Consider the following 14,488-nt stretch of genomic DNA (forward strand, 5'->3'; position numbering starts at 1 on the left):
GGGCTACATATAACAATCGGTATGTACATGGAGATTATTGGAATATGAATCTACTCGAGGTAGATCAAGTCGTAGTTCGGCGCGGTAAACGATTCAGCCTCTCGCCTATTTCGTTTAAGTTGACGGAATCCTCAGGAATTGTTGGGCTATTCGGTCAAAACGGTGCTGGTAAGACCACGCTCTTGAAAGCCATGGCAGGAATGCTGAGCATGGGGCACGGTTCTGTATCCATTGCAGGTTCTAATCGACCCGTGTTTCTGCCAGACAAACCGTACCTTTACGACTTTCTTCGTGTATCAGAATGTCCTGAACTTCTGCAGCGGTACTATAGTGATTTTTCTGTCGACATCGCCGAAGAGATCCTATCTGACCTAAAACTTGATCGATCGCTGAAGCTCTCCCAATTGTCCAAAGGGATGATGGAACAGCTGTCACTGGGCATGATGCTGGCGCGCCGGTCCAACTTGTATTTGTTTGATGAGCCATTGGCGGCAGTCGACCCGGTGACCCGAGATCTGGTTTTAGAACTCATTGAGCGCCATCGGCCTTCGGGTGCTGCAGTGGTAATCAGCACCCACCTAATTACAGGGTTGGAAAGCCTATTCAATGAATGTCTCGTGCTCCACGACGGTAAGCTCTTGATGCACGAAAAAGTCAACGTACTTCAAAATTCCGGCGGGCTTGAAGAAACTTTTAAGAAGGTGATCCGTAATGCGTGAGTGGACGGTTGAGCTACGTAAACATTTGCACTTCTTTGCCTTCTCGCTTCTGCTACTTGTACTTGCTCTCGGATTCGAGCGTTGGGCCAACAACCCCGTCTCAGGGGTAACATGGGTTTTCGCCGTTATCCTGATCTCGTGCGCGGCAGCTGTTTATGTAGCCATGCACCTATTCAACTACATCGTGCGGGACCACGATTTGTTGTTCCACATGTCTACGCAGTCTCCGGCCAAGAAGTTCACTCTCAAGGTACTCCCACTTTTGCTGGGAACCGTGGCCATTGGTCTAACTACTGTCACTGGCTATGCACTGACTTCGAATCAAGCCGAGGCGCAGCTTGCCTCCGTAGCGTTCCTATATGCAGGTAAATTGCTCTCTTTGGCTGCTTTCGTGACACTTGTGTGGGTCTTGTGCCGAATCGCTAGATTAGGGCGTGGCCTGACTACACAGTTACTGATCTTCGGAATATTGTTCGTAGGCTTGATCACTTGCGAAATTATCGTCTTCTGGAATATATATAGCCTCGATAGCAATGCTTGGTCGGTAGGTTCAAGCTCTGAGTTCTTGGGAATACCCATGTATATGAACACCCTTCCGATAGCGGTTGGTCTTGATGGCAGCTGGACTGTAACCAACCCAATGGTTGCTTCTCTTGTCGTCAATTTGGCGACGATTGTTATTTGTACGCTGCTTGAGGTCTTCGTTTTGCGCAGTCGCCGAGCAGGCTCCACTTCTCACGCGGATCTCAACGTACCTCGATCACCGGTGGTGTAACGAGATCGAGAACGAGCCTTACAGCACCCGCCTTCGAGGTGGGATCAACTGTCCGCTGCATCTGGGCGATGACGCAGTGCGCCGGGCCCCGCAGGATGTGGCCCACCTGGACAGCGTCCGCCAGTGGATGCAAGTAGGCAGAGGCCACAGCATCGGAATTCAACCGCGTTACGTCACCAGGCGCCATTAAGTCCAACCTCGCCGCGCTGGCAATCACCACGGCCTCGAACGGGCTGACCTGAGGTTGGCTCGACGTCGCCGCGCACAAGGCGTGCGGGGTGCTCCTGTGACCCGCCGACGCTCCGGCGGGGGCAAATACGTCGCGGAAACGGCTGCCTTGGGCTGGAAGCGCGCTGCACTTCGTATGCTGCGCGCCGGCCTGACGGTGTGCTTGCAGGGGCTGCCGCGCTGCCTCCGCTGCTCAAGCCCGACATACCTCTCCTGCTGGAGACCGTCGTTGCTCTGGTAGGCTGACCCGAAGACCAATCCATGGCATACGGCGACCTCCTAGAAATCAACGAAGTCGAAGCCCAGGCACAGACGAGCGGACAAAGCCTTTGATCACCGAATTCATGCGAGATCAAGCATTCACCATTGCCCTGTTCGGGGTTATGGTGGCTGTGTGGTTTGGTATGGCACATGAGGACCCAGCACCTAAATCTCGGCTGCCGCTATGGGTCGGTTCTGCGATTGGACTGATCATCGCCGCCGCCTTCGGAGTTGTCGTCGGGCGCAATTGGAACACTTCAAGTGCGCTGGACGATGGCGGCTGGTGGGTTTTTGGAGCTACCTTCATCGTGATGAGCCTGTTCATCGGTGGTGGCGCAATCCTCTTGAAGGTCCGTGACCGTTATCGATGGTTTGGCTGGTGGATTGCACTGTGCGTCGCCGTACATTTTGCACCGCTGGTGTGGGTATTTAAAGATTGGTCTTACCTCGCCTTGTCTGTCGTCCAGGTGGCTGGTCTCGTGCTAATGTTTCCGCGGCTCAAGCGAGCCGAATATGAAACAAGTCGGCTCGCCTGCTCGTGGCTCGGTCTCACATTTTTGGTGTACTCATTTGTGTCTGCGATCGTGTTCTTAGTTCGGTACGGCGACCCATATTGAGGCCTGTGAGTCGCTCTACCGCAACGATGCTAAGCGCGGCGAGCTTCGCACGGGGTGCTACTTCTTGCCTTAGGTCGCGATGTTATTCCGTGCCGGAATTCAACGACGTCTCCCACGAATGCAGCGCGCGACAGATCATCCGACCTCCGCATACTCCGGCCATGCCCACGCTGATCAACCAGCAGCACCCGACATTCCTGGAGTGCCCTCCCAGTCAGCATTAGCTCCCGGGAGCTTCCTGACAAGCCGTGAAGCAGAACCACCTTCGGTCCGCCGCCACCGGCACGCCTCTTCACATCATCTGTAGGTCTCTCAACGGTGACCGATTTGCAACACCAACACTATGAGCACATCGTCATGGACGTCGTAGACGATCCGGTAGCCACACACGAATGCGACGGTCACCAAGGTCTACGACAATCCAGCCGCGCCCCACCAGCGTGCGGTGGTGCACCCGGAAGCGAGGAAGGCAGTGCAATGAGAAACCTATTTACCTGAGGTTTTCACCTGGAGCAACGTATCAAAGTTCCCGGAGGTATTGACATGACGCAACAGGGAGATCAACAAGTTAGCAGCGTTACAGATCACAATGCGGAACACATGCTGTTCGCCACGATAGCCAACTCCGCACGGTGGGATACCGGCGTTAAGCTCAGCAGCTACTGACGGTCACTAGCGCCTTGCAACTTCATCTCTTGCTATCTCGTTCCGCAACTCTCCCAAAGCAGCAGGCCATCGTCTGGACGCAAAAACGCCCTCGGCTTCAAAAGAAACCGAGGGCGTTCGAGCCAAGAAGAACTAGACGTTGAAGCGGAACTCCACCAAGTTCCGGCACGGACCAACCTCAGCGACCGCTGGGTCGCAACGGCCCGGTCTGATCGCGGGACAGCCAGTGATGGAGCACATCGGTCCACTCGTCGAAGGCGTCAAGGTGGGCGTCATGGCTGCCGTCGGCCAGATCTACTCTCTCCGTTTCGGGCCTGCGCCGGACCAGTTCGTCCTTATCGGCATCGCTGAACATCCCATGCTTTGCGAAGACCGCGAGCGTCGGAACCTGCAGAGCCTCCCACTCCTGCCAGCGCGGCTCATGGACGGCCTCGATCGTGCGCTGCATGACCGAGGCATCGAAGCGCGGCACCAGGCCATCATCGGTCTGAAGAAGGTCGGCCACCCAAGCATTGACGATCGCGTCATCACCGAGGAACCCCCGCGCGGCAGCTTCGTCTTCGAACGGCACCGGCCAGGACTCGAAGTAGCTGCCGAGTCCGGCAGCCTCTCCCGGATCACCGTTGCCCGCCACGTGCCCTTCCAGCATCACGAGCCCCTCGACCAGGTCTGGCCTCGCCGCCGCGACAAGGAACGCGGTGTGGGCTCCCATCGACTGCCCGACAAGCGTCGCCCGCCGCCCAGGGACGAGTTCCTCAATCACTGCGACGACGTCTCCGACGAACGCATCGCGCGACAGATCATCGGGAAGCCGCGTGCTCGCGCCGTGCCCCCGCTGGTCTACGAGCAGCACACGATAGCCCGGTAGCGCATGCGCCGTGGGCAACAGTTCGCGTGAACTCCCCGCGAGGCCGTGCAACAGTACGACGGTGGGGCCATCGCCACCGAGGTCGGTGACCGCGATCCAGACGCCGTCGGGGCGCAGCACTGTGCGGTCCATCACGTCAAGCGCAGTGGCGTGATCGCCGCGACCATGTCGCACAGCACTCGACGCTCGAGCCGCAGCTCATAGTTCGACTGTAAGTTCATCCAAAACTCCTCGGACGTGCCGAAGTAGCGCGCGAGCCGGATAGCTGTGTCCTCACTGATCCCGCGCTTGCCGTGCACGATCTCATTGATCCGGCGCGGGGGCACACCGATCGACACCGCAAGCTTGTTTTGCGTGATCCCGAAACCCTCGATGAAGTCCTCCATCAGGATCTCTCCCGGGTGGATCGTCTCGATCCGATCTGACTCAGTCCCCGCCGCGCTGCGTGAGCGTTGACGGTGTGCGGCCCAACCCTCCAGCTTCATCGGCCTACGGCTTCGTCGCGTACACGCGGAAACGCCGCTGAGTCACCTTGATCGGGCGATCTTCGTCCAGCGCCAACAGCTGGGCCTCGTGCTCAGATACGGAGAAGTTCGGCGCATCCCAAGGAGTCAAGGCAAGATACGTGACCAGCGCCGTCACGCTCTCGAACTCCATCGTTCCATGCCAATCGTCCACGACGTCAACATTCAGGCCCGCCGTCTCAATGTCATCGACGAAGCGACGCGAAGTCACATGCGGATACTCAAACGGCTGACCGAACCATTCGTGGACCTCCTCCGCATCATGCCCGTCGACCTGTTGCGTCAACAATCGACCCCCGGGAGCCAGCACCCGTGCAATCTCCTGCGGATCAATCGACTCATGGCGGGACATCACGAGATCGAAGCTGCTGTCGGCAAACGGCATCCGCGTGTCCTGCTCAGAGTCGTACCTGACAACTGCGATGCCCCGCGAGGCAAGAGCGCGGTGCGCTACCGCGACGTTCGGTTCCCAACCCTCAGTGGCGATGATGCTCTTGCCCGTGATGTCGTCCGAGCCCAGCAGGTCCAGCAGCCTCTCACCGCCACCGGTCCCAAGGTCCGCAATCCGCCGTGCAGAAGCAATGGCGGAGAAGCAATCCTGTTCGAAGTCCCACCACGGTTCGTCGGCGCTAAGCTGCCCGTCGAGGGTCGAGAAGTCCCAGCCCACCATCGTCGACTCTCTGTACACGCGTCGCCACTCGTCAATCATGAGGCCAGCATAGTACGTTTCGTCTCGCCTGCGGCCGGCTCAACGACCGGAACACGTCAGACGTTGAAGCGGAATTCCACTGAGTTCCGGCACGGACAACCATCTGCGTCAACTGCCCGCCACGGACCTCAAGAGTGGTCGGCGACCAACCTCCCAAGCACGTCGAGATCGTGGCGGTCCTCCGGCCGGAGGTCGTAACCGAGCCTCAGCGCCATGAGTCGCGCGGCGCACGCGACAACTACCGAGCGATCTCCGATCACTCCGACCGCGCGCTCGCGCGCTCGGTGGACGAACGAGTCTTCACCGAAGCCCTGCTGGACCCCGTCGCCGACACAGTCCACGTCCATCGGATGGATGTCGACCGCCCTGTCGCCGGCGCGCAGCTCAACTCGGATCGGACGCCAGTCCTCCACGATGCTGTATCCGCGACCGAGCAACCATTCCATGAGGGCGTCGACCGTCGTCGAGTCGACGAACACATCCAGATCACCATGCGATCTGGTCTGGGAACCGTGCAGAGCGTCAACGGCCCATCCGCCGTTGACCTGGTAGACGACTGATCGCTCCTCGAGCCAGCCAACGACTCGGACTACCTCAGCGGCGTCCATCCCGCTGAAGGTCATGCGGATTGCAGCGGCACGATGGCGTCGATCTGCTCAGCCGCGCGATCCTCTGCGAGGTCGAGGCCGTAGAGCGTCTGCAGGTTCAGCCAGAACTGTGCGGTGGTGCCGAAGAGCTTGCCGAGCCGGAGCGCGGTGTCCGCCGTGATCCCCCGCTTGCCATGCACGATCTCGTTGATCCGCCGAGGCGGGACGCCGATCGACACGGCGAGCTTGTTCTGCGTGATCCCGAAGCCCTCGATGAAGTCCTCCATGAGGACCTCCCCAGGGTGGATCGGAGCAATCTTCTCAGTGGTAGTCAACGATCTCCACCTCCTCCGGTCCTGCGTCGGTCCGCACGAACCAGATCCGCCACTCGTCGTTGATCCTGATGCTGTGCTGCCCGGCGCGGTCGCCCTTCAGCGCTTCGAGCCGGTTGCCCGGCGGGACCCGAAGATCCTCGATGGACTCCGCCGATCCCACCTGACGAAGCTTGCGCAGTGCGACCCGATGGATCCGATGATCGATCGAGCGCACTCGCTCACGACGCCACAATCGTTCGGTGTCCTTGCTGCCGAACGATCCGAGACCAGGCTATAACGACCGGCGTCAATAACGCTAGACGTTAAACCGGAACTCCACCAGGTCGCCGCACATACGAACCTCACACGACATGCCGTTTCTTGCTTTTCCGGTCAGTTCTTGGCCGCGGACACCCGACGGATCAGTCGTGCGCCTACCTGGCATACCAATGCGGCGGGCAGGAGCAATGCGACGCCGTTGACCGTGTCACGAAACCGCAGCTCGCACCCGTCCCGCTGGAGCTCTCGACGCGCTATGAGCGCCCCGGGAAGCATGATTGGCAAAACCGTCGCAACACCGGCGGTGTAACCACGCTGCGCGACTGAAGCGCCGAGGTGAGTCACGACGTGGGCTTCCAGCCCGGCAACGACTGCCCGATAGATCGCCGACTTCCCGGTAGAACGTACGCCGCGGCCACACGCCACCGCCACCAGAATTCCCATCAGACCCACAGCGATCCACGATTGCTGCGGCGTGATCCTGAGCTGTTCTATACCAGTGCGATCCACGAGACGATCGCAGGAAGTAGGAAACGCAAACGCTTCCTCGATGTCGTGGACTATCCACGCCGCAAAAAGTGCAGCCGGCCCCTTCCAACTCACAATTCAGCCTTCCCTCGCGCATCCAACCCGGATGAATCTGCTCGCGGACCTACGCGCCCACCAGCATTATTTCACGGCCGACTGAGTGCTTGAAACTATGCGATCGAGAGATTGAACCGGAACTCGACTAAACGTTAAATCTATACTCAACCACGTCGCCGCACATACCAACCTCTGCCGCCAGACACGAGTTAGATGCTGCGCAAGACGGCGAGACGCTCCCTGGCCGCTCTGCGAACCAGCCAGATTATATGCTCAATATCTGATATTCTCATCCGGATGACTACCCCTGATGCGCATGCACTAGAAGCGGCCGAGCGATGGACTTCCTCGCAGATCAAGAACTGGTCGCCACAGTGGCGGACGAATCTAGCAGAATGGCTGGAGCCAAACCTCGCCCTCGTCGGAGATTCTGAGTGGGGCGGCCAGATCCGGGACATGGTTCAGCTCCCCGTCCAAGACCCCCTCGCGTGGGCGAACAGACGCGTGGAACTGCCGAACGGACATTGGGCCGTCGCGGGTATTCGGTTCCGGGGGCGAGACATTGAGAAGCCATTCGTGGACATAATCGCAACATCACTGCCGCCTGAACCATTGGGATTTGCCGCTCTCGGTGATGTTTTGCCGAGCTTCGACGCCTTCTCGCCGCTGTGCATGCGCGTCAACCTACCCGACCCGGAACAGCGACTTCGAGCGCTCACTGGTTCGGGTATGGATGTTGGACAAGCTACGCCAGATCTGCTGATCGTGGCACGCCCCGTAGCCGAGATGCGCGAGCAGCCTCTGGCCGACCGCTACGACGATGTGACTCTCGTTGCTTGCGCTCCGGAAGAAGCAGCAGAACGCGTCGCGGCAATCTACGAAGCACTAAAGCCATCACGGCCGCAACTGGGCCAGTGGGCCGTGCCGGCTGACGCAGAGTCGCTTGAGGATGCCGCGGAAGAAGGGCTACTTTTCGAGATTCGCGTGGGTGGCACCTCAGCGGGCATTGTGGCCGCAGAGCGTGATGATTCCTACGGATTCACTGGCTTCTGCATGCAGGAGATCGCCCTCAATTCAGCACATCGCGGACAACGTGTGGGCATCGCCGCCTTACAGCGGCTGACGCGACAAGTGCCGGCGAACACTAACGATGTGCTTTGGGGGCATATCCATCCAGACAACGTACCGTCTCTGCGTAACGCCCGAGACAGCGGGCGACAAGTGGTTACCGCTCATGTGTGGGTCACGCCTACTGGATACCGCGGAATGCCAACGACCTAAGCGGTTGAGGCACTTACTCGCCTGGTTGCGCACGCTAGATCGGAACTCCGGCAAATTCCTCGGCTTGAGGCAGAAGAGACGAAAACCCTATTCAGGCGGCATTTTTATACGTTGAACCTAAATTCCACCACGTCGCCGTCCTTCATGATGTATTCCTTGCCTTCGATGCGCGCCTTGCCCGCGGACTTGGCGTTGGCGATCGAGCCGACCTCGACCAGGTCCTCGAAGCCCACAACCTCGGCCTTGATGAAGCCGCGCTGGAAGTCGGTGTGGATGACGCCGGCGGCCTCGGGAGCGGTGGCGCCCTTGTTGATGGTCCAGGCGCGGGTTTCCTTCGGGCCTGCGGTCAGGTAGGTCTGCAGTCCCAGGGTGTCGAAGCCGACGCGAGCCAGCTTGCCCAGGCCCGACTCGACGATGCCCGCATCTTCCATCATCTCTTCGGCTTCGTCTTCTTCCAGCTCGGCGAGTTCGGCCTCGAACTGCGCATCCAGGAAGATCGCCTCGGCCGGCGCGACCAGCGCCGAAAGCTTGGCCTGCATCTCGGTGTCGGCCAGTCCGGCTTCATCGGTGTTGAACACGTAGATGAATGGCTTGGTGGTCATCAGCTGCATCGGGGCGAGCTCTTCGAGGTCCACCCCGTCGGTCTTGGCCGCGGAGTACAGGGTCTTGCCCTCTTCGAGGATCTTCTGCGCGTTGAGCACCGCGTCCACGAAGGACTTCTCGATCTTCTTTGTGCGCAGCTCCTTCTCCAGGCGCGGCAGCTGGTTCTCGATGGTCTGCATATCGGCGAGGATCAGCTCGGTGGCGATCGTCTCGATATCCGAGGCCGGGTCGACCTTGCCGTTCACGTGGATCACGTCGTCGTTGACGAACGCGCGGGTGACCTGGCAGATCGCGTCGGCTTCACGGATGGTGGCGAGGAACTTATTGCCCAGGCCTTCACCCTCCGAGGCGCCCTTGACGATGCCGGCGATGTCCACGAAGGACACGGTGGCCGGCAGGATGCGCTCGGAACCGAAGATTCCGGAGAGCACCTTCAGCCGCGCGTCCGGCAGCGGGACGACGCCCACATTGGGTTCGATGGTCGCGAACGGGTAGTTGGCCGCCAGTACCTGGGCACGGGTCAGCGCGTTGAACATGGTGGACTTGCCGACGTTGGGCAGTCCGACGATTCCGATAGTAAGAGCCACGGGAGGAAATTCTACCTTTGCTTAGGAGATGCGGGAAATGAAGTGCTTAGCGGGTTTCTGAGGAGCGCCGTCCGCCCAGGGCCCGGGCGTCGTCGCCGGATTCCTTGAGCTTGCCGCGGATTTCCTTGGGCAGCGAGAAGATGATGTCCTCCTGGGCGGTGGTGACCTCCGCGACGTCGGTGAAACCGTAGTCGGCGAGCAGGGCCAGCACCTCCTGGACGAGCACATCGGGCACCGAGGCGCCGGAGGTGACCCCGATGCTGGACACGCCCTCGAACCAGGTCTCGTCCACCTCGTTGGCGAAGTCCACCCGGTAGGCCGCCTTCGCCCCGTGATCCAGCGCAACCTCGACCAGGCGCACCGAGTTCGAGGAGTTGGCCGAACCGACCACGATCACCAGCTCCGAGCTCGGGGCGATCTCCTTGATCGCCGCCTGCCGGTTGGTGGTCGCGTAGCAGATGTCATCGCTGGGCGGATCCTGCAGGTTCGGGAAGCGCTTGCGCAGCCGGCGCACGATCTCCATGGTCTCGTCCACGCTCAGCGTGGTCTGCGAGAGCCAGATGAGCTTGTCCGGGTCCTTCACCTGCACGGTGTCGGCCTCTTCGGGGTTGTTCACGATGGTGGTGACCTCCGGCGCTTCGCCGTAGGTGCCCTCGACCTCTTCGTGGCCTTCGTGGCCGATCAGCAGGATTTCGTAGTCGTTTTTCGCAAAGCGCACGGCCTCGCGGTGCACCTTGGTGACCAGCGGGCAGGTCGCGTCGATGGTGCGCAGGCCGCGGTCCTCGGCGGACTGCACCACCGCCGGGGAGACGCCGTGGGCGGAGAACACCACCAGCGCGCCGGTGGGCACCTCTTCGTTCTCTTCGACGAAGATCGCGCCGCGGGATTCGAGTTCGGAGACCACATGCACGTTGTGCACGATCTGCTTGCGCACGTACACCGGGGCCCCGTAGTGCTCCAGGGCCTTCTCCACCGCGATGACCGCGCGGTCCACGCCGGCGCAGTAGCCGCGCGGGGCGGCGAGCAGCACCTTGCGTTCGGTGACCTGCGAGGAGGCTGCGGCGATCTGCTCGGGAGTGCGGCGAATACGCGGAATCCGAGGGATCGGCAACGAGACCGGGACAGAAGTGGAAGTAGCCATATCTCTAGTCTACGAACCCGGCGCAAGTTAGCGCATGCTCATATGATGCGCGCCACCCTTAACGGGCTGTGAGATCTGCCTCCGTGGCCGTAATCGCTGCTAGCAAGGCAGGGAACTCGGCAGCCTGACCGGGGTGCGCACCACGGCGCCGACGCCATCGGTCCCGTGATAGGCACGGCACACGTTCACCCCGCGCTGCGCCAGCTTGGCCTTGATCTGCTTCAGCGCATCGGGTGAGAATCCGTACCATTGCATATGCATCAGCACCGTGTCCCCGGGGACTGCCGCGCCGGCCCGAGCCACGGTGATCGACTTGGATTTCGCCTCCCAGTCCCGCGTGTCCCGCGTCCAGGTCCAGATTCCCATGCCGCGGCTGTCGTAGCCGCAGCGCACGCTGGCATCGATGGCGCCGTAGGGTGGCCGGCCGAAGTTCGTATGCACTCCGCTGCCGCTCAATTGGGCGCCGGCCTGCAGGCAGGACAGCGGACGCAGGTCCGGATGGCTGATCGAATGGTTGATGACCCATTGCCCCTTGGCCCGGGCCAGCGCCGCGAGGTCCACGCCGTAGCGCGATTTGTAGGAGCCGAGGCAATTACCGGTCGGAGCGAGCACCAGGCCGATGTTGTTGGTCGCCGCATAGGAAATGACCGAGTTGAAGGAGCTCAGGCTGCTCGGGCAGTCGTCGAAGGTCAGCACCACCCGGCTGGTCCGATTCGGGCCGGTGGACTGCGGGGCCGCCGGCGGCTTCGGATAGGTCGTGACATAGCTACCGCTGACCCAGCCGGTGCGCCCGGCATAACTGACTTTGTACCATCCGTTGCCCGCGCGTGCATAGGCCGGGATCGTGCTCCCGCGCGGAATGGTCACCAGAATCCTGTACGAGGTGGACGCTCCGCTGCGCAGATTCAGGCTGTCCAGGGTGCGCACCGTGGCGGCGACTACGTAGGATCCGCTGACGTAGCCGGTATGCCCTGCGTAGCTGACCTTGTACCACCCGTTGGAGGCGCGCCCGGAGACCGGGACCGCGGTGCCTTTGGGGATCGAGACCAGGATCCGATAGGCGGTGGACGGGCCGGTGCGCAGATTGAGGTTGTCGGTGGTGCGTACCTTGGCCGGCAGGTCGATGGACAGCTCCGCGGCCACAGCGATGGCCGCGCTCGCGGGGGCTGCCGCCGCGGCGGCCAGAGGCGCCATGCCCACCAGTAATCCCAAGGCCAAACAGGTCGCGGTGGACGAACGAACAAGATTTTTCTTCCCCAATGGCCACCGCATGATCCTGCATCTCTCTATGTAATTTTCCCCAATTACCGCTCAGTGTCCTCCCCCGCCCGAAGGCGGACAACGGCTTGAGGCAGGATTATCCCAATCGTTGAAAAACGCGCCGCGCACCGCCTGCGCGGCATGAAAATCCGTCATTTTTTGCCCGGATTGTGACCCTGGCACCGCCGCTCGCGCACCCCGGCGGGCACCCTGCAATCCGGCAAATCGTCGGCATTGTGCGATAGTCTCTCATGAGCCACCGGCACGTTTAATCACGGACGGGCCCCGGTTATGCAGGAGAGGACCCATGCCACCAGAAGCGCCGCGCACCATGCCGGCAACGGCCGCGGAGACCAGTGCCGAAAACCCGTGGCCGCTGCGCATACTGACCGAAAAACTGAAGATCCACATCGAGAACTCCCCGGTCACCTGGGTGGAGGGCCAGCTGCTCGAAGCGAATGTGCGCAATGGCCACGGCTATCTGACGCTGCGCGATGTGGACGCGGACAACTCCTTCTCGGTGACCGTCTGGTCCTCGGTGATGCGCAAGCTGGAATCCACCCCGGAGGTCGGCGCACGCGTGGTCGCCCGGGTCAAGCCGAGCCTGTATGCGAAAACCGGGCGGCTCTCGCTGAACGCCACCGACCTGCGCCCGGTGGGCCTGGGCGAACTGCTCGCGCGGCTCGAACGCCTGCGCCAGGCCCTGGGCGCCGAGGGCTTGTTCGCGATGGAGCATAAGCTGCCGCTGCCGGTGCTGCCGCGCACCATCGGGCTGATCACCGGCCGCGATTCGGACGCCGAGAAGGACGTGGTGCGCAACGCGACGCTGCGCTGGCCTGCGGTGCGCTTTCGGATCATCAACACCGCGGTGCAGGGAAACGACGCGGTCGCCCAGGTGCGTGCCGCGTTGTCCGAGCTGGACGCCGACCCGGACGTCGAGGTCATCGTGATCGCCCGCGGCGGCGGCGCCCTGGAGGACCTGCTGCCCTTTTCCAACGAAGAACTCATCCGCGACGTCTTCGCCGCCACCACCCCGGTGGTTTCGGCCATCGGGCACGAGGCGGACCGGCCCATCCTGGACGATGTGGCCGATCTGCGCGCCTCGACGCCGACGGACGCCGCGAAGCGCATCGTCCCGGATTTGAACGAGGAGTTCGCCGGCATCGAGCTCTCGCGCCAACGCCTGGACCGGGCGATCAACAACCTGCTGCAGCGCGAGGCGCAGACCATCACGGCGCTGCGCCAGCGCCCGGTGCTGGCCAATCCGCAGGCCATGATCGACGCGCGCGCCGAGGATCTGGGGCGCTGGCGGGAACGCTCGATGGCGCTGATCCGCCACCGGGTGCAACGCGCCGGGGACGAGCTGGGCCATCTGCGCGCGCAGATGCGTGCGCTCTCCCCGCAGCAGACCCTGGACCGCGGCTATTCGGTCACCCAGCTTGCCGATGGCACGGTGGTGCGCACCGCCGAGGAGCTGCATCCCGGCCAGGGCCTGCGCATCCGCGTGGCCGCCGGCAAGCTGAGCGCCACCGTCGACGAAATTTTCCCGGCCGCACCGGCCACCGAAGCACTTTAAGGAATGACCATGACCGAGCAAATCCCCGAAGATATCGCACAGCTCTCCTATGAGCAGGCCCGTGAGGAGCTGATGGCGGTGGTCAATCAGCTGGAGACCGGCGGAGTGCCGCTGGAAGCCTCGCTGGCGCTGTGGGAGCGCGGCGAAGCGTTGGCCGCGCACTGCGAGAATTGGCTCAACGGCGTCTCCGAACGCCTGGACCAGGCCCGCCGCCGGGTGGAAAACTCGGCCGACTAGTCCGCTCTTGCCTGCCCAGCGGCCAGTATCTTGGCTACGCTGGGCATTATGAGCATGGCATGGTGGGCACTGATCTGGGGTCTGGTTTCCGGGGCCTCGCTTTTATTGGGCGCCGCGGCGGGCTGGTGGCTGAAACTACCGCGGGCTGCCGTGGCCGGGATCATGGCCTTCGGCGCGGGCGTGCTGATCTGCGCGCTGGCCTTCGAGCTGGTCGCCGAGTCCTACGCCACCGGCGGGCTGCTGGTCACCGCGCTCGGGCTGATCTGCGGCGCGCTGCTCTACTTCTTCGCGAACCGGATCGTGGCCAAGCGCTCCCGCGCCCCGGGTTCCGCCTCGGCCTCGGGCAATGCGCTGGCCGTCGGGGCGTTGATCGACGGCATCCCCGAATCGGTGGCTCTGGGTGTCGGGCTGGTCGCCGGAGGCGCGGTGAATCCGGCGATGCTCGTCGCCATCTTCATCTCCAACATTCCCGAAGCGCTGGCCAGCACGGCGCAGCAGAAGCAGGCGGGCTAGAAGGCCGGCGGCATCTTCCTGCTCTGGGGCTCGGTGACGCTGGTCGCCGGGGTGGCCTCCTGGGCCGGGTTCGCCCTGCTTTCGCTTACCGATCCGGGGTAGACCGCCTTCGCGATCGCGCTGGCCGCCGGAGGCATCCTGACCATGGTGGCCGATAC

At 62.1% G+C, this 14,488-nt stretch carries 19 protein-coding genes; 7 read left to right on the forward strand and 12 right to left on the reverse strand.

The window, feature by feature from the left end; all coding sequences use genetic code 11:
- From ACT3UA_RS15625 to ACT3UA_RS15635, 3 genes are all read left to right on the forward strand, one after another.
- A partial coding sequence (locus tag ACT3UA_RS15625) for an ATP-binding cassette domain-containing protein (protein ID WP_444617257.1) occupies nt 1-719 on the forward strand: 719 nt, incomplete at its 5' end.
- Entirely contained in the window at nt 712-1,494 is a 783-nt protein-coding gene (locus ACT3UA_RS15630) for a hypothetical protein (protein ID WP_444617259.1), read from the forward strand. The genes ACT3UA_RS15625 and ACT3UA_RS15630, both read left to right, overlap by 8 nt.
- A gap of 557 nt (nt 1,495-2,051) precedes the next feature.
- Nucleotides 2,052-2,600 (forward strand): hypothetical protein, encoded by a 549-nt coding sequence (locus ACT3UA_RS15635; protein ID WP_443438201.1) that lies wholly within the window; start codon nt 2,052-2,054, stop codon nt 2,598-2,600.
- Nucleotides 2,601-2,629: 29 nt separating this feature from the next.
- Here the strand turns inward: ACT3UA_RS15635 and ACT3UA_RS15640 are convergent, their stop codons facing one another.
- The 8 genes from ACT3UA_RS15640 to ACT3UA_RS15675 all read right to left on the reverse strand — a co-directional run bounded on the left by ACT3UA_RS15640 (nt 2,630) and on the right by ACT3UA_RS15675 (nt 7,150).
- Nucleotides 2,630-2,896 (reverse strand): alpha/beta fold hydrolase, encoded by a 267-nt coding sequence (locus ACT3UA_RS15640; RefSeq protein WP_346059711.1) that lies wholly within the window; start codon nt 2,894-2,896, stop codon nt 2,630-2,632.
- A gap of 548 nt (nt 2,897-3,444) precedes the next feature.
- A complete protein-coding gene (locus ACT3UA_RS15645; RefSeq protein WP_096283050.1) occupies nt 3,445-4,266 on the reverse strand; it encodes an alpha/beta fold hydrolase in 822 nt (273 codons plus the stop codon).
- Nucleotides 4,266-4,619: a HigA family addiction module antitoxin gene (locus ACT3UA_RS15650; protein ID WP_444617262.1), complete on the reverse strand. Its 354-nt coding sequence runs from the start codon at nt 4,617-4,619 to the stop codon at nt 4,266-4,268. The genes ACT3UA_RS15645 and ACT3UA_RS15650 overlap by 1 nt, the downstream gene beginning before the upstream one ends.
- A 4-nt stretch (nt 4,620-4,623) precedes the next feature.
- Entirely contained in the window at nt 4,624-5,367 is a 744-nt protein-coding gene (locus ACT3UA_RS15655) for a class I SAM-dependent methyltransferase (RefSeq protein ID WP_172801974.1), read from the reverse strand.
- 128 nt (nt 5,368-5,495) lie between these two features.
- On the reverse strand, nt 5,496-5,990 hold the full coding sequence (locus ACT3UA_RS15660; RefSeq protein ID WP_044496367.1) for a nucleotidyltransferase domain-containing protein: 495 nt from the start codon (nt 5,988-5,990) through the stop codon (nt 5,496-5,498).
- Nucleotides 5,987-6,289, reverse strand: coding sequence for a HigA family addiction module antitoxin (locus ACT3UA_RS15665; RefSeq protein ID WP_444617265.1), 303 nt, complete (start codon nt 6,287-6,289; stop codon nt 5,987-5,989). Before ACT3UA_RS15665 ends, ACT3UA_RS15660 begins: the two co-directional genes overlap by 4 nt.
- On the reverse strand, nt 6,276-6,521 hold the full coding sequence (locus ACT3UA_RS15670; protein ID WP_157320449.1) for a type II toxin-antitoxin system RelE/ParE family toxin: 246 nt from the start codon (nt 6,519-6,521) through the stop codon (nt 6,276-6,278). The genes ACT3UA_RS15665 and ACT3UA_RS15670 overlap by 14 nt, the downstream gene beginning before the upstream one ends.
- Nucleotides 6,522-6,661: 140 nt before the next feature.
- Complete coding sequence (locus ACT3UA_RS15675) at nt 6,662-7,150, reverse strand: HXXEE domain-containing protein (RefSeq protein ID WP_444617268.1); 489 nt, start codon at nt 7,148-7,150, stop codon at nt 6,662-6,664.
- A 279-nt stretch (nt 7,151-7,429) separates the two neighbouring features.
- Between ACT3UA_RS15675 and ACT3UA_RS15680 the strand changes: the two genes are divergently transcribed.
- Complete coding sequence (locus ACT3UA_RS15680; protein WP_141393428.1) at nt 7,430-8,413, forward strand: hypothetical protein; 984 nt, start codon at nt 7,430-7,432, stop codon at nt 8,411-8,413.
- A gap of 104 nt (nt 8,414-8,517) precedes the next feature.
- On the opposite strand, the gene ychF is transcribed toward ACT3UA_RS15680, so the two are convergent.
- The 3 genes from ychF to ACT3UA_RS15695 all read right to left on the reverse strand — a co-directional run bounded on the left by ychF (nt 8,518) and on the right by ACT3UA_RS15695 (nt 11,938).
- Nucleotides 8,518-9,603 carry a redox-regulated ATPase YchF gene (ychF, locus tag ACT3UA_RS15685; RefSeq protein ID WP_096283047.1) on the reverse strand — a complete coding sequence of 362 codons (1,086 nt, stop codon included), beginning with the start codon at nt 9,601-9,603 and terminating at the stop codon, nt 8,518-8,520.
- Nucleotides 9,604-9,649: 46 nt separating this feature from the next.
- Nucleotides 9,650-10,744 carry a 4-hydroxy-3-methylbut-2-enyl diphosphate reductase gene (locus tag ACT3UA_RS15690; protein ID WP_096283046.1) on the reverse strand — a complete coding sequence of 365 codons (1,095 nt, stop codon included), beginning with the start codon at nt 10,742-10,744 and terminating at the stop codon, nt 9,650-9,652.
- Between the two features lie 99 nt (nt 10,745-10,843).
- Entirely contained in the window at nt 10,844-11,938 is a 1,095-nt protein-coding gene (locus tag ACT3UA_RS15695; protein ID WP_444617270.1) for an SH3 domain-containing protein, read from the reverse strand.
- A 373-nt stretch (nt 11,939-12,311) separates the two neighbouring features.
- On the opposite strand from ACT3UA_RS15695, the gene xseA reads away from it, so the two are divergent.
- The 3 genes from xseA to ACT3UA_RS15710 are packed head-to-tail and all read left to right on the forward strand — an operon-like array spanning nt 12,312 to nt 14,330.
- Nucleotides 12,312-13,580, forward strand: coding sequence for an exodeoxyribonuclease VII large subunit (xseA, locus tag ACT3UA_RS15700; RefSeq protein WP_444617271.1), 1,269 nt, complete (start codon nt 12,312-12,314; stop codon nt 13,578-13,580).
- A gap of 9 nt (nt 13,581-13,589) precedes the next feature.
- Nucleotides 13,590-13,817 (forward strand): exodeoxyribonuclease VII small subunit, encoded by a 228-nt coding sequence (locus ACT3UA_RS15705; RefSeq protein WP_096283043.1) that lies wholly within the window; start codon nt 13,590-13,592, stop codon nt 13,815-13,817.
- 48 nt (nt 13,818-13,865) lie between these two features.
- Nucleotides 13,866-14,330 carry a ZIP family metal transporter gene (locus ACT3UA_RS15710; protein WP_444617273.1) on the forward strand — a complete coding sequence of 155 codons (465 nt, stop codon included), beginning with the start codon at nt 13,866-13,868 and terminating at the stop codon, nt 14,328-14,330.
- On the opposite strand, the gene ACT3UA_RS15715 is transcribed toward ACT3UA_RS15710, so the two are convergent.
- Nucleotides 14,327-14,476 (reverse strand): hypothetical protein, encoded by a 150-nt coding sequence (locus ACT3UA_RS15715; protein WP_444617275.1) that lies wholly within the window; start codon nt 14,474-14,476, stop codon nt 14,327-14,329. The genes ACT3UA_RS15710 and ACT3UA_RS15715 overlap by 4 nt on opposite strands.
- Between the last annotated feature and the right edge of the window lie 12 nt (nt 14,477-14,488).

The organism is Glutamicibacter sp. 363 (assembly GCF_052379505.1).
Taxonomy (GTDB): domain Bacteria; phylum Actinomycetota; class Actinomycetes; order Actinomycetales; family Micrococcaceae; genus Glutamicibacter.

Bases quoted from the DNA above. Each gene is read 5' to 3' on its own strand.
- ACT3UA_RS15630 (WP_444617259.1), top strand. From the start codon at position 712: ATGCGTGAGTGGACGGTTGAGCTACGTAAACATTTGCACTTCTTTGCC.
- ACT3UA_RS15645 (WP_096283050.1), bottom strand. From the start codon at position 4,266: ATGGACCGCACAGTGCTGCGCCCCGACGGCGTCTGGATCGCGGTCACC.
- ACT3UA_RS15650 (WP_444617262.1), bottom strand. From the start codon at position 4,619: ATGAAGCTGGAGGGTTGGGCCGCACACCGTCAACGCTCACGCAGCGCG.
- ACT3UA_RS15655 (WP_172801974.1), bottom strand. From the start codon at position 5,367: ATGATTGACGAGTGGCGACGCGTGTACAGAGAGTCGACGATGGTGGGC.
- ACT3UA_RS15660 (WP_044496367.1), bottom strand. From the start codon at position 5,990: ATGACCTTCAGCGGGATGGACGCCGCTGAGGTAGTCCGAGTCGTTGGC.
- ACT3UA_RS15680 (WP_141393428.1), top strand. From the start codon at position 7,430: ATGACTACCCCTGATGCGCATGCACTAGAAGCGGCCGAGCGATGGACT.
- ACT3UA_RS15690 (WP_096283046.1), bottom strand. From the start codon at position 10,744: ATGGCTACTTCCACTTCTGTCCCGGTCTCGTTGCCGATCCCTCGGATT.
- ACT3UA_RS15695 (WP_444617270.1), bottom strand. From the start codon at position 11,938: ATGGCGCCTCTGGCCGCCGCGGCGGCAGCCCCCGCGAGCGCGGCCATC.
- xseA (WP_444617271.1), top strand. From the start codon at position 12,312: ATGCCACCAGAAGCGCCGCGCACCATGCCGGCAACGGCCGCGGAGACC.
- ACT3UA_RS15705 (WP_096283043.1), top strand. From the start codon at position 13,590: ATGACCGAGCAAATCCCCGAAGATATCGCACAGCTCTCCTATGAGCAG.
- ACT3UA_RS15710 (WP_444617273.1), top strand. From the start codon at position 13,866: ATGAGCATGGCATGGTGGGCACTGATCTGGGGTCTGGTTTCCGGGGCC.
- ACT3UA_RS15715 (WP_444617275.1), bottom strand. From the start codon at position 14,476: ATGGTCAGGATGCCTCCGGCGGCCAGCGCGATCGCGAAGGCGGTCTAC.